Below are 13,709 nucleotides of genomic sequence, written 5' to 3'. Positions count from 1 at the left end.
GGGAGGCCTCCGCGCACGCGCCGTCCGCCAGCTCGCTACTCGCTGGCGACGGGGAGCGTGAACCGGAAGGTCGCGCCCGCGCCGATGTCGGAGTCGACCCAGATCTCCCCGCCGTGTCGGTCGACGATACGGCGACAGAGCGCGAGCCCGATGCCCGTCCCGGCGTGGTCCTCGCGGCTGTGGAGCCGCTGGAACACCTCGAAGACTCGATCGGAGTCGTCGGGGTCGATGCCGATACCCTCGTCGCTGACCGAGATCACCCACTCGTCGCCCTCCCGTTCGGCCCCGATGGCGATATCCGGCGGTTCGTCGCCGCTGTACTCGATGGCGTTGTCCAGCAGGTTCTGGAACACCTGCCGGAGCTGGCCGGCGTCGCCCTCGACCTCGGGCAGCGGCTCGGCGTCGATGTCGGCGTCGGTCTCCTCGATCCGCACCTGCAGGTCCGCGCGCACGTCGGCCAGCACGTCGTCGAGGGCGACCGGCTCGAACGGGTCCCCCTGCGTCTCGACGCGGGAGTACTCGAGCAGCCCCTCGATCATCGCGCGCATCCGCTCGGCGCCGTCGACGGCGTACTCGATGAACTCCCGGCCGTCGTCGTCGAGGGCGTCGGCGTACCGGTCCTCCACGAGCTGCAGGTAGCTGGAGACCATCCGTAGCGGCTCCTGCAGGTCGTGTGAAGCGGCGTAGGCGAACTGCTGGAGCCGCTCGTTGGACTCCTCGAGTCTGCGCTGGTACTCCTTGCGCTCGGTGATGTCCTGCACGACGAGCATCCCTCTCCGGTCGTCGCCGGACGGGTCGATCGGGAGCGTGTGGGCCCGGAGGTGCCGACCGTAGAACTCGATCTCGAAGGAGTTCGCCTCGCCGGCGAGCGCCGCCTCGAAGTGCGGTTCGATCTCGGCGAGGAGGTCCGCGGGGTAGCGGTCGTAGACCGTCTCGCCGATAGCGTTCTCGCCCTCGATCTCGAGTTCGCCGACGAGTTCGCCCCCGGCGGCGACGTACCGGAGGTCGTCGTCGAACAGCGCGACGATGCCGTTCGGGAAGTTCTCCGCGAGCGTTCGGTAGCGGCGTTCGCTCTCCTCGATCTTCCGCTCGTACTCCTTCCGGTCGGAGATGTCCCGGACCACGCCGACCTGTTCGATCTCGCCGTCGCCGGTCTCGATGGTCGCGAACGTCCCCTCAGTCGGGACCTTGCTCCCGTCCGCCCGCTCGATCATCGCTTCCATCGCGGGGTCCGTCTCGGGGTCGTCGCTCATCGCGCGCTTGCGGTCTTTCGCCTGCTGGATCGTGTCCTCGTCGACGACGAGCGACGCGTTCGCGCCGACGAGTTCCTCCACGTCGTAGCCGGTCAGCTCCGCGTAGGACTCGTTGACCATCGTGAACTGCCCCTCCTCGTCTTTCACGTAGATCCCGTCTTCGACGGTCTCGACGATCGTCTCGTATTTCGCCAGTTCCTGCTCGCGCTCGATGCGCTCGGTCACGTCCCGGAAGTAGATCGACAGCCCCGACTCCGAGGGGTAGACGTTGAACTCCAGCCACGAGTCGGAGACGTCGAAGTACACCTCGAAAGTGACCGGCTCCTGCGTGTCCATCGCCCGCTCGAAGTGCTCGCGGTAGACGCCCGACGAGTCGGGGAACGCGTCCCAGAGGACCTCCCCGATCAGGGCTTCCCGGGACCGATCCATGATGTCCGCAGCCCGGTCGTTGAGGTGGGTGAACCGCCACTCGTCGTCGAGCGCGAAGAACGCGTCGGAGATCCGGCCGAGGATCTCGCTCAGCTCCGTTTCGAGTTCCGTCTTGCGGCGTTCGAGTTGCTGCTCGCGCTCTTTGAGTCGCGTGACGTCCTCCGCCGCAGTGATGACTCGCTCGACCTCCCCGTCGGCGTCGAAGATCGGCGCCGCGTTGATCCGGAACTGCATCCGGTCGCCGTCGGGCGGGTCGATACTCACCATCTCGTCGAGTACCGGTTCGCGACTCCGGAGGACGCGCGCCGCCGGCATCTCGTCGGAGGTGAGCGGCTCACCGCTCGCGTCGTAGACCGTCCACTCGCTTGCGTCGCCGGTTCCCCGGCTGCCCTCCTGTTCGGAGAGCCCGAGCGCGTTCTGGGCTCGTTCGTTGGCGAGCACCGTGTCGCCCTCGGCGTCCTGTACCGCGATGGCGATCGGCGCCGTCCGGAGGAGCTGTTCGGTCTGGTCGCGCTCTCGCCGGATCTGGCGCTCGCGTTCCTTGCGCTCGGTGATGTCGTCGACGGCGACGACGACCTGCTCGTTGTCCGGCCCCCGTTCCAGCGGCGCCGCGTTGATCGAGAACCACTGTCGCGGTTCGCCCGGGGGCTGTATCTGGCACTCGAAACTGTGGATCGGCTCGCCCGTCTCGAGGACTCGGGACAGCGGCCACTCGTCGCTGGTGAGCGGGTCGCCGTCCGAGTCGTACACGTCCAGCGAGTAGAGGTCGTACTCGTCCATGTCGGACGGGTCGAGCCCGTGTTGTTCGAGCATCTGCGGGTTCGCGCGAACGAACTTCCCGTTCCCGTCGAGGACGCCGATGCCGACCGGGACGGTGTCGAGGACGCGTTCGACGAGGTCGCGTTTCTCCCGGAGTTCCTGCTCGTACTCGCGGCGCTCGGTCATGTCGCGGGTCACTTTCGTGAATCCCTGAAGCTCGCCGTCCTCGTCGCGGACGGCGGTTATCACGACGCTCGCCCAGAACCGCGTCCCGTCCGCGCGGACGCGCCAGCCCTCGTCCTCGACGCGACCGTTCCGCCTGGCGGCTTCGAGGTTCTGTGCGGGCACGTCGTCGGCGACGTCGGACTCGGTGTAGAACGTCGAGAAGTGCTCGCCGACGATCTCCGATTCCCGGTATCCCTTGATGCGCTCGGCGCCGTCGTTCCAGTTCGCGACTGTCCCGTCGGGGTCGAGCATGAAGATGGCGTAGTCCTTGACCGCGCTCACGAACGCGCTGAACTCCACCGCCTCAGGCCGTTCGTCCCCGTCAGATAGTTCGCGGTCGGCGGGCCGCCACCAGACCCGCTCGGACCCGCTCACCTGTTTGACGTGGAGCCTCCCGTTGTCGACGAGTACGTCCAGCTGCCGACGCGTGGCCTCCGGTTCGCAGCCGAGTTCGGTCGCGATCTCCGCGGCGGTCAGCGGCGTCGACGGCTCGTCCAGCCGTGAGAAAACGTCGGTGATGTCCCCCGGGGCGATATCCGGTGACGAGCCTGAAGATCCCATAGGGCGTGCAGAAGTCTGAGCCCTATACGCTTGGCGGTCGTTCAGGCCGATATCCGGCCCGTTGACACGACCGCTCACTCGATGTCCAGCGAGAGCCCGTCCGAGGCGAACCGCACGTCGCCGTCGTATCGGTCGGCGATCGATTCCAGCATCCCCTCGTGTTCGCCGTCCGTGTGCGGGTAGAGGTGGGTCAGGTAGACGCGGCCGATCTCGGCATCCGCATCGGCGAGCACCCGTCCGAGTTCGCTCGGCGTCGGGTGGTTGTCCACGTCGACGCTGTCGGGGAACGAGCAGTCGTGGGCCAGCACCGCCGCGCCGTCCGCGAACTCGATCAGGTCTGTGAACGCCTCCGTGTCGCCGCTGAAGACGAACGCGGGCGCGTCGCCAGCGGTCGGATCGTTCGTCGACTCGGGTTCGAACCGGTAGGCGAGGCAGTACATCGAGTGGCGGACCTCCATCGCCGAGGCGTCGAACCCGGCGAGCGAGAACGAGCCCGGTTCGACCTCCCGGAAGCGCAGATCCATGCGGTCCTGCATGTAGTCGTGGACTTCCAGCAGGTCCGTGACGAGTTCCTCGGTCCCCTCCGGGCCGGCGACGGTCAGTTCCGTCTCGCCCGCCAGCCAGCGCGCCTTCAGGAGGGGTAGCAGGTCCGAGACGTGGTCGAGGTGGTGGTGGGTCAGCAGGACCGCGTCGATACCCTCGTAGCCGACAGCGGTGCGCTGGAGACCGTGCAGGACGCCGCTGCCGCAGTCGACGAGCAGGGTCCCGCCGTCGGACTCGATCAGGAGGCCGGTCTGGAACCGCTCGCCGGTCGGCATCGCACTCCCCGTACCGAGAAACGTGACGCGCATACCGGCCGTTCGACCGCCGGGGGAATAGGCTTTCTCGACAGTCACTCCGGCAGGGCCCGGCTCCTCACCCGGACGCGCCGTCGTCGATCCGGTCCAGCGTCGACTGGATCGCTTCGCGCTCGTCGGGGTCGGGGAGTTCAAGCGGCGGGCGAACTTCGGGCTCGTCGATCAGTCCTTCGTGGGCGAGCATGACCTTCGTCGCGCCGGAGAAGCCGTACTCGGTCCCGCAGCGAAAGAGCGGGTCGACGGCGTGGCGCTGCAACTCGCGGGCGCGGTCGTGGTCCCCGTCGCGGACGGCCTCTACAGCGGCCGTGATCCGCTCCGGGATGACGTGCGAGACCGCGTTGACGCCGGCGTCCATCCCCATGTAGAGGCCGGGGACCAGCTGGCCGTCGAACCCCTGTAGCACTTCGAAATCGTCGGGCACCCGGTCGAGCACCTCGGTGACGTGGGTCAGGTCACCGCTGGTGTCCTTGAGGCCGACGACGGTGTCGCGCTCGGCCAGCGCCTCGACCGTCTCGGGGGCGATCTCCTCGTTGACGACCGACGGGATGTTGTAGAGGTAGATCGGGATCGGGCTGTCGTCGACGACCTGCTCGAAGAACGTCTGGTTGCTCGACGGGTCAGAGGGGGTGACGTAGTACGGCGAGACCGTGAGCGCGGCGTCGGCGCCGGCGGCGTCCACGTCCGAAATCCGCTCGCGGACCGTCTCGACGGCCGTGCCCGCGGCGCCTGCGACGACCGGCGCGTCGGCGGGCGCGGCCTCGACCGTCGTCTCGACGACCGCGTTGCGCTCGTCCTGCGTCAGACTGGCGAACTCGCCGGTGGTGCCGCAGGGGACGAACCCGTCCACGCCGCGGTCGGCCAGGTGACCGACGATGCCCGCGAGCGCGTCGTGGTCTACGTCGCCGTCGTCGAAGGGCGTTACGAGCGGACAGAGGACCCGCGTCGAGTTCGGGAGCACGTCTCGGGTTGGGCCGCCAGCCTCTTGACCTGACGGCCGGACCCTGCGCGCCCCGGCAGATCCTATCGGCTCACAAGACATTTGGCTCCTCGACGGTAACCCGATCGCATGGGGTTCCGTATCGACTCTCCGCTCGCGAAGGCGGTCGGGCTGCTGTTCGCGACGCTCGCGGTGGGATACGTCGTCGTTCGGGAAGCCTGGGGGTTCAGCCTCGACGCGATGGGCGACGGCGCAGTCGGGACCGCGCTGGGCGTCCTGGCCGTCTTGATCCTCGCCGTCCTCATGATCACGACCGACAACGCGTTCGGGAGGTGACGCGATAGCGGGTTCTGGGAATCCCAGTACCGAGAGGGTCTAAATCGCCGCCGACCACTTTCGCTCCGCTGTCCAAACCCACTTGACTGCGCGGCCCTAACCGGAGAGCGAACCCCGAATGGGAGGACGAGAGTTGCTCGACGCGGCGGAGGTGGGTGTCGACCCGGCCGGCGTCGAGATCGACGACGGCGACGTGCTGGACCTGCTGGAGCCACCGGTCCGCGAGTGGTGGGTCGAGCAGTTCGGCGAGTTCGTCCCCCAGAACGGCGGCTTCTTCACGCCGCCGCAGAAGGAGGCCGTCCCGCTCATCCACCGCGGCGAGAACGCACTCATCGCGGCCCCGACCGGCTCGGGCAAGACCCTCGCCAGCTTCACCGGGATCATCAACGAGCTGTTCCGCCGCGACCGGGCCGACGGGCTCGAAAACTCCGTCTACTGCCTGTACGTCTCGCCGCTCAAGTCTCTCGCCAACGACATCCACCGCAACCTGGAGGTGCCGCTGGACGGCATCACGGAGAAGCTCGACGACCGCGGCGAAGACGTCGAGATCCGCCACGCCATCCGCCACGGCGACACCAGCGACGCCGACCGCCAGAAGATGCTGAAAGAGACGCCCCACATCCTCAACACGACGCCGGAGACCCTCGCCATCCTCCTCAACTCGCCGAAGTTCCGCGAGAAGCTCCGGACCGTGGAGTACGTCGTCGTCGACGAGATCCACAGCCTCGCGGAGAACAAGCGGGGCACCCACCTCTCGGTCTCGCTCGAACGGCTCGAAGCGCTCGCGCACGGCTCGCCGACCCGGATCGGCTGTTCGGCGACGGTTGAACCGCTCGACGCGATGGCCGAGTTCCTAGTGGGCCAGGAGTCCCCCGGCGGCGACCCCCGCGACTACGAGATCGTCGACGCTCGCTTCGCCCGCGAGTTCGACATGGAGCTCGTCTGCCCGACCGACGACCTGGTGAACACGCCGCCGGACGTCGTGAACGACCGGTTCTACCGCGACCTGCACGACCTGATCCAGGACCACACGAACACCATCGTGTTCACCAACACTCGATCGGGCGCCGAGCGGGTGCTCCATAATCTGCGCGAGCGCAACGACGAGTACGACGAGGAGAACTCGGGCTGTCACCACGGCAGCCTCTCGAAAGAGCGCCGTCAGGAGGTCGAACGTCGGCTCAAGTCGGGCGATCTGGACGTGGTCACTACCTCGACCAGCCTCGAACTCGGTATCGACATGCCCCACGTCGACCTGGTGGTCCAGGTCGGCTCGCCGAAGTCCGTCGCGGCGCTGCTCCAGCGGGTCGGCCGCGCCGGCCACCAGCTCGGCGAGACGGTCACCGGGCGCGTCGTCGCGCTCGACCGCGACGAACTCGTCGAGTGCGCCGTAATGTTGAAGAAGGCGACCGAGGGGTTCGTCGACCGCGTGTTCGTCCCCGAGAACGCCCAGGACGTGGCCGCCCAGCACGTCTACGGCATGGCGATCGCCGACATCCGCCCCGAAGCCGAAATCCGCGGAATTCTCGAACGCGCCTACCCCTATCGCAACTACAGCGACGCCGAGTGGGAGTCGCTGATGCGGTACCTCACGGCGGACTACGACGGGATGGAAGACCGCCACGTCTACGCGAAGGTCTGGCGCGACGGGAACGACCCGCCGGACGGCGAACACCACTACGAGGAGTATCCCGTCGGCGAGCGGCTGATGGGCAAGCGCGGCCGGCTCGCCCGGGTCATCTACATGACCAACATCGGCACCATCCCGGACTCGTTCACCTGCGACGTGTTCACCCGGTCGGGCGACGACTGGGTGGGGCAACTGGACGAGTCCTACCTCGACACGCTCGAATCCGGCGACGTGTTCGTCCTCGGCGGCGACCGCTTCGAGTACCGCTACCGCCGCGGGTCGAAGGTGTACGTCGACCGGACGAACAAACGGCCCACCGTCCCCTCGTGGTACTCCGAGCGCCTGCCCCTGTCCTACGACCTCGGTCGGGAAATCCTGGCCTTCCAGCGGGAACTGCTCGACCGGTTCGACCGCGGCGGGGACGGCGCGGTGCGCCACTGGCTGCGGTCGGCGCCACTCGACGAGAACAGCGTCCGGGCGATCACCCGGATGTTCGAGGAGCAGATCCGGTACGCCGGCTTCGAGAGCGTCAGCACCGACGAACGGCTGGTCGTCGAGGAAGAACTCGACCGCGAGGAGTACGAGCGCCGGTACTACGTCCACTCGAACTACGGCCGGCGGTTCAACGACGGCTTCTCCCGGCTGCTGGCCTACCGGGTCGCCCAGGAGGCCGACGCCAACGTGCAGGTGGCCGTCGCCGACAACGGCTTCACGCTCTCGATGCCGCTCAACCGGAAAGTCGACGTGACGGGCGTCCTCGCGGACCTGCGGCCGACGGACGTGCGGCCGGACCTGCGGGCGAGCCTCGACGGCACCGACCTGCTCCAGCGGTACTTCCGGATCAACGCCACCCGGGCGCTGATGATTCTCAAGCGCTACAAGGGCTACGAGAAGTCCGCCAGCGAGCAGCAGATGAACTCCGAGATGCTGCTCGGGTTCGCCGAGGGCCTAGAGGAGTTCGCGGTCATCGAGGAGACCTACCGCGAGATCCTCGAAGACAAGCTGAACGTCAACGCCATCGAGGACGTCGTCGCCGCGATCCGCGACGGTGCGGTCACCGTCGAACACCACCGCGTCGACACCCCGTCGCCGCGGGCATTCGGCCTCGCGACACTGATGGCGTCAGACGTCGTGCTCGCCGAGGACGAGAGCGAGGTGCTCCAGCGCTTCCACGAGCGGGTCATGGCCGAGATCGACAGTGATGCGGATGAGTCGTCGCTCACGAGCTGACTCACCACGCCCGGCCGTCCTGCCCTCGGCACTGGATGTCGTCAGTATGACCGGCCTTCCACTCCCAGTCCCACCGGCCCAGCGATATCTGTTCGTCACCGCATTCGAGGGCGCGTCGACGCTTTTCCAACACGGTTCGACAAGCGCATTCGTCGGTGATCTCGTACGCTTGCGACCCGACGACGTGGATGACCTCTCCGGTGCTGAGGTCGGCCGTTTCGGCCAGCAGTCGCTGATACGCTGGCTCACTATCGCGTGTGCAGAGCCGTTCGGCGACGTGACGGTGGAACTTCGGTCCCGCGTCACGGCTCGGGAGCCGCCGTGCTTCCGGATCGTCAGGGGGGTCACGGAGTGCATCTCTGAGGACTGTGTCCGCATCTCGTCCGACTTCACGAGACAGGTCGAGACTGGACGAGAGAACGCCGAGACCGTAGGCCGCCCCGGATCGAACTGCCCAGGGTGGGTCGTCCGCAACGGCCCGTTCGAACCTGTCGAGATCTGCCTGGCTACCGCAGTACCCGAGACCGAACAGCGCTGCCCCGTGTTCGCGTGCGTTCGAGGCGTCGTCGGCCATCCGTCGCAGTCGTTCGCGTCCCTCCGGCGCACCGGCTAACGCTACGGCGGCCCAGCGGCCACGGGAGAGCACTTCCGAGTCGAGAACCGCCACAACCGACGTCCGGTCGATCGGGAACGCCCCCTCCGAATGATCCCAGCCCGAACGGAGCGCACGACCGAGTGCTGTGAGTTCGCGAGCAGCATCGGCCGACTCGAACCGCTTCCAGAGTGACGGCGCCACCACTGCGGCCGTCTCTGGCGCGTCGGCCAGCGCACTCGCGACAGCGGTTCGAACGCGAACGGCTCCGTCGGTCAACCCCTCACGTGCGAGCGAAGGTGTCAGCGCGTCACCCTCGGCCAGAACGTACGACGCTCCGGCCCGTCTGACCGTCTCGCCGTCGGCTAGTTCCGCGACGATGGCGTCCCGGGTCGCCGGGAGCGTCACGGCGAGAGCGTCTGCGGCAACGTGCGCGACGCCATCGTCGTCGTGGCCGAGAAGTGTGATCAGGTCGTCGGAAGCCGCCCGGAGCCGTTCGACCAGCGCGTCGGACGGCCTGTCGCCGGCGTCGAGGGCTCGCCGGAGCGCGACGATCGCCCCCGACCGGACTCTGCGTGCGGGGTCATCGAGCCCGTCGACGAGCAGCGACACGCCGTCTACTTCGCCAGCGACTTCCAGCGCAGCGGTGCGTACCCCCTCGTCGTCGTCACGCTCGTAACAGTGACGGGCGACCGTTCGGACCTCGCTCTCGGAAGCTGCCTGCACGGATACCGAGAGCGCGGCCATCGCGACTGCCCGAACCCGCGGTGACGGGTCGTCGCGGACGCGCTTGACGAGTTCGCGCCTGATCGTCCGCCCCTCCATCGTTGCGAGGGCGCTGGCCGCGGCCCGACGGACCTCGGCGTCCTCGTCGAAGAGGCAGGCGAAGTAGCCGTCTTTCGCCCCGTCACTGTCGAGTTTCCACGGGCGATCCGCGAACCCGTCCAGCAGTGCCGCCCTGAGTGCTGGGTCGTCGGGTTCGGTCGGATCGATCGGAGCGCCTGCGGCCGTGATTCGTCGCCGCCGCTCCGAAGGATCGTGAACGGAAGCGGCGACAGCCAACACCGCGCTCGCACGCTGGCACGGCTCTCCCTCGGCGAGCGTCCGGTCGATCCACTCGCGGCTTTGGTCGTGACTGGCGCTGGGCCCGTGTTCGGGGTTCCAGCCGTCCAGCCCACCGACCGCCCCACAACGTCGGGTAGGCGAGTCCGGTTCGGGCTCGAACGGTGGATCCGGGAGTCGGCCGACACACTTCGGTCTCCGCGCTGTCGGCTCACGAAGTGACCACGCCGCAGACCCGTTGTGCGTCAGCGTGACGAGCATGATGCTTCCCCGCTCGTACTCGCGGGCGGCCGTCGCGGGCGTCGACAGCAGGCGGTCACGGCCGATTTCTTCGACGAGTTCCGGTCCGAAGAACGTCACCGGTCCCGTCCGCCACCAGACGCCCGGCTGAATCCACCCCGGCGGCGGTCGACCGATCTGCGCGAACGACGCGTGGCCGTATCTGAACCCAGCTCGGTCGAACAGCGGACCAAGCGTCGCGACGTAATCGAGAAATACGTCGGGGTACTTCCTCGGCTTCGGGAGCCAGAAGCCGATCCGGCGGTCCATGTGCGGCCGGTCGTATTCGTGGGTCGGCGGTCGAAACGTGACCTCGAACGGTGATTTCCGGAGGTTGCTCTCCGGATCATCGAACGTCAACTCCACTGACCACTCATCGCTCGTTCCCACGCCGTCGAGTTCGGACTGGCTCGGCCCGTCGCGATCGTATCCGAGTTCGTCGAGAGCGTCGACGAACTCGCGGATAAACGCCGCGTCGAAGCGCCCGGGCCGCTCGAAGTGGAGGACGACGTCCGATCCCATGACGCCTCACACGCACACTTCCGGGAAAAGTGTTCAGAGGGCGTGACAAATAGTCACGTGAGACGTCGACGGGGTCTACCGATCTGGATTCACTACTTAACCGCGGTGCACTCCTCGAAGTCCAGTATCTTGTTGGACGTGAGTCTACATCCCGTCGTCCGTTTTCGTCCCATTGCTCATCGTCTCGTCACTGTTCATTCCGCTCTCCGTCCCGTTCATCCCGGAATCCGTCTCCGCCATTCCGTCCATGCCGCCGTCAGTCCCGGTCGTCGCCTCCATTCCGTCGTCCATCTCCTCGGTCGCGGTGTCGTCCATCCCATTGCCCATGTTGTCCTCCGTTTCGTCCATCGAGCTGTCGTCCATGGAGTCGGTCATCGAGTCGGTCCCACCCATGGAATCGTCCATGTCGTCGCCGTCGTCCATCGAGTCGCCGCCGTCCATCGAATCGTCGCCGGGTTCGGTCGTCTCACTGTCGCCGCTGCCACCCACCGAGCAACCGGCCACCGCGGCGGCGCCGACGGTCGCGAGCGCTCTGCTGAGGAACCTGCGTCGAGTCGTCTCGTCTGTCATGATTCGTTCGCCTCGGCGCCCGGCGCGCGGATAAGGAATTTTCAAACTCCCCCCGGAGAGCCGGCAAACTCCGTCCGGACCGCGTCCCGAGTCCGTTGAAACTTCGTTCAACATTCGGGCCGCCGAGCCGACAGATTACACCAGCAGCGTGTCGAGCGCGTCGGGGACAACGAGCACGTCGCTCCCGGGTTCCACAGCGTCGGTCACCGACTCGCGGGAGTGCATCAGACACTCCTCGACGATCTCCGGGCTGTCGCTGTCGGTCACGTAGATGTCGTGGTCCCGCAAGGCGCGAGCGACGACGAACGCCCGCTGGGCGCCGGGTTCGTAGCCCTCGCGCATCTCCGCGTAGAGCGCATCCGCGCTCTCGGCCGACGAGAGCCGTTCGTAGAACCGCCGTTCACCGGTCCCTTCGCCGGCGCCCTCCGGGAGCGCCGCTGGGATCACGACGCGGCCGCCGTCGCGGAGCGGGTTGTGCGCACCGAGGACGACGTACGTCGCCGCGCGGGTCGTCTGGTAGAGGTTCGCGTCCTTCGGCGCGCCGACGCCGGCGACGACGGCGTCGTAGCCGTCCTCGACCGGTGCGGCGAGCGCGTCGCGGGCGGTGTCGACCAGGTCTCTGACGACGGATCGGGGGTTCCCCGCCGCGGCGCCGAGGATACCGCTCGGGCCGTGGGTGACGTTGAGCGAGAACTCGACGCCGACGAGGTCGCCGGCGGCGTCGACGAACTCCCGGAACGGGTTGTCGTCGACGCGGCCGAGGCGGACGCCCTCGCGGGCGAGCATCTCCGGGCCGTGGGAGTAGCCGATCTGGGACTCGCCGCCGGCGCCGACGACGACCGTCTTCGCGCCGCCGGAGAAGCCGGCGTACTGGTGCGGTTCGACCATCCCCGTCGCGAGGACGGTGTCCACCATCGCGAGCGTCTCGTTGATCTCGATCGGCGTCCCCTCGACCGTCCCGGCCTCCACGGTCGCGTCGGGGTCGTGATTCCGCGCGAGGTCGGCGTGTTCGCCGAGCGCAGTCTCGATCTCGTCGTCGCTCATCGGCCGGTGGAGCCCGAGGCCGAGGATCACCGTCACCTGCTCGCGGGCGACGCCTGCGGCCCCGAGTTCCTCCAGCAGCACGTCGAGCAAGACGTCGTCGGGCGTGGCGCGGGTCACGTCGGTCACGACGATCCCGACGGTGTCGTCCGGGTCGACGCGACGGGCGAGGCGCGGGCCGTGCGGGTCGGCGACGGCCTGCTCGGCCGCCTGCCGGACGTCGACCGGGTCGCCGCCCGGCGGCCGGCAGACCGTCACGTCGCAGTCCGGGAGCGAGACGGAGACGGTCCCCTCGCCCAGCGGGAGTTCGAGAGTCACGGGCGGAGATAGAGCGCCCCCGTCCGAGAGCCTACCGGTCGCTCGGATCAGCGGTGTCCCGGAAAACGCCCGTCAGTCGGCCGAATCGGTCGCGGTCGCGCGATTCAGTCGGTCGAAGCGACCGACGAGCGACGGGAGCGCGACGATGCCGAACGCGAGCGCGGCGTTGCCGGCGGCCGCGACGATAAGCCGGGTGTCGACGGCTTCGATGGCGATCAGGGAGACGCCGACGAAGCCGACGCCGGCGACGTTCACGAACGCCCGCTCGGTGCGAGAGCGGAACCGCGCCGCGCCGGTCCGCCAGAGCGAACCGGCGAGACCGCCGAGGCTGCCGCCCAGGGCGAGCGCGGCGTCGCCGGGATCGGTGGTCACCAGCAGCGCCGGGATCGAGAGCACGACGGCGAGTCCGAACACCACGGCGGGCCCCTCGTCGATCGCGACGACGAGCACCCCGAGCATCACCAGCCCGACGGCGAACCCGGCGAGGACGTCGCCCAGGTAGTGAACGCCGAGAACGACACGGGAGAGCCCGATGAGGGTTACTAGCGCGCCGACTCCGAGGACGGTGGTCCGGTCGCGATACTCGTCCATCGCGATCAGCGCGCCGCCGTAGACGGTCGTCGCGGCGATGGCGTGCCCGCTCGGGAACCCGACCGGACTGGGTGTAGTGGGATACCGCTGGACGACCGCCGGCGGTCTCGGCAGCCCGAACCAGTACTTCAGCGCGAGCGTCAGCGAGACGGCGACGAACGCGACGCTGATCACGGCGAGGAGTTCCCGACGCCGCCGCTGGTCGTTCCAGTACACCAGCGAGAGCGCGACCATCAGGAACTTCGCACTGCCCAGTAGCGTGATCACCCAGAACAGCGGCGCGAGTTCGGCCGGCACCGCCGCCCTGAGCACCCGACTCGCCTCGACCAGCCTGAACATACCGTACTCCCGCCGGCGATACGGCTTATAGCTTCCTCCACCGGTCGCCGCGAGACTGGTCAGAACCTAGTGATAAAACTCCGCCACGGAGTGAAAGTAGAGCCGAAACCCAGTGATAACTCCTGTCCACGGAGTGAAAGTGAAACGGTAATCGACTAGTCATAAATGTCGGCCACGG

9 protein-coding genes are annotated in these 13,709 nt (G+C 67.9%); 2 read left to right on the top strand and 7 right to left on the bottom strand.

The annotated features are described in order from the left end of the window. Positions 1–35: 35 nt before the first annotated feature. From AB2U09_RS04130 to AB2U09_RS04120, 3 genes are all read right to left on the bottom strand, one after another. The gene (locus AB2U09_RS04130) at positions 36–3,227 is read right to left on the bottom strand and encodes a PAS domain S-box protein (protein ID WP_459191421.1); all 3,192 of its coding nucleotides are present in this window, start codon (positions 3,225–3,227) and stop codon (positions 36–38) included. 74 nt (positions 3,228–3,301) lie between these two features. Then, positions 3,302–4,078 (bottom strand): MBL fold metallo-hydrolase, encoded by a 777-nt coding sequence (locus AB2U09_RS04125; RefSeq protein WP_459191420.1) that lies wholly within the window; start codon positions 4,076–4,078, stop codon positions 3,302–3,304. Between the two features lie 64 nt (positions 4,079–4,142). Then, the gene (locus AB2U09_RS04120; protein ID WP_459191419.1) at positions 4,143–5,042 is read right to left on the bottom strand and encodes a dihydrodipicolinate synthase family protein; all 900 of its coding nucleotides are present in this window, start codon (positions 5,040–5,042) and stop codon (positions 4,143–4,145) included. 108 nt (positions 5,043–5,150) lie between these two features. On the opposite strand from AB2U09_RS04120, the gene AB2U09_RS04115 reads away from it, so the two are divergent. Then, entirely contained in the window at positions 5,151–5,357 is a 207-nt protein-coding gene (locus AB2U09_RS04115) for a hypothetical protein (protein ID WP_459191418.1), read from the top strand. A 118-nt stretch (positions 5,358–5,475) separates the two neighbouring features. Further along, on the top strand, positions 5,476–8,217 hold the full coding sequence (locus AB2U09_RS04110) for an ATP-dependent helicase (RefSeq protein ID WP_459191417.1): 2,742 nt from the start codon (positions 5,476–5,478) through the stop codon (positions 8,215–8,217). Position 8,218: 1 nt separating this feature from the next. Here the strand turns inward: AB2U09_RS04110 and AB2U09_RS04105 are convergent, their stop codons facing one another. From AB2U09_RS04105 to AB2U09_RS04090, 4 genes are all read right to left on the bottom strand, one after another. Further along, a complete protein-coding gene (locus tag AB2U09_RS04105; protein ID WP_459191416.1) occupies positions 8,219–10,672 on the bottom strand; it encodes a HEAT repeat domain-containing protein in 2,454 nt (817 codons plus the stop codon). A gap of 144 nt (positions 10,673–10,816) precedes the next feature. Further along, positions 10,817–11,242, bottom strand: coding sequence for a hypothetical protein (locus AB2U09_RS04100; RefSeq protein ID WP_459191415.1), 426 nt, complete (start codon positions 11,240–11,242; stop codon positions 10,817–10,819). A gap of 135 nt (positions 11,243–11,377) precedes the next feature. Continuing rightward, positions 11,378–12,601, bottom strand: a complete 1,224-nt coding sequence (locus AB2U09_RS04095; protein WP_459191414.1) for a lactate racemase domain-containing protein — start codon at positions 12,599–12,601, stop codon at positions 11,378–11,380. 72 nt (positions 12,602–12,673) lie between these two features. Next, entirely contained in the window at positions 12,674–13,531 is an 858-nt protein-coding gene (locus tag AB2U09_RS04090; RefSeq protein ID WP_459191413.1) for a phosphatase PAP2 family protein, read from the bottom strand. Between the last annotated feature and the right edge of the window lie 178 nt (positions 13,532–13,709).

Source organism: Halosimplex yunnanense (genome assembly GCF_054504345.1).
The sequence above is the reverse complement of the archived record's forward strand: the minus strand, read 5'-3'. Positions and strand labels throughout refer to the sequence as shown.

Bases quoted from the DNA above. Each gene is read 5' to 3' on its own strand.
- AB2U09_RS04110 (WP_459191417.1), top strand. From the start codon at position 5,476: ATGGGAGGACGAGAGTTGCTCGACGCGGCGGAGGTGGGTGTCGACCCG.
- AB2U09_RS04105 (WP_459191416.1), bottom strand. From the start codon at position 10,672: ATGGGATCGGACGTCGTCCTCCACTTCGAGCGGCCCGGGCGCTTCGAC.
- AB2U09_RS04125 (WP_459191420.1), bottom strand. From the start codon at position 4,078: ATGCGCGTCACGTTTCTCGGTACGGGGAGTGCGATGCCGACCGGCGAG.
- AB2U09_RS04130 (WP_459191421.1), bottom strand. From the start codon at position 3,227: ATGGGATCTTCAGGCTCGTCACCGGATATCGCCCCGGGGGACATCACC.
- AB2U09_RS04090 (WP_459191413.1), bottom strand. From the start codon at position 13,531: ATGTTCAGGCTGGTCGAGGCGAGTCGGGTGCTCAGGGCGGCGGTGCCG.
- AB2U09_RS04100 (WP_459191415.1), bottom strand. From the start codon at position 11,242: ATGACAGACGAGACGACTCGACGCAGGTTCCTCAGCAGAGCGCTCGCG.
- AB2U09_RS04115 (WP_459191418.1), top strand. From the start codon at position 5,151: ATGGGGTTCCGTATCGACTCTCCGCTCGCGAAGGCGGTCGGGCTGCTG.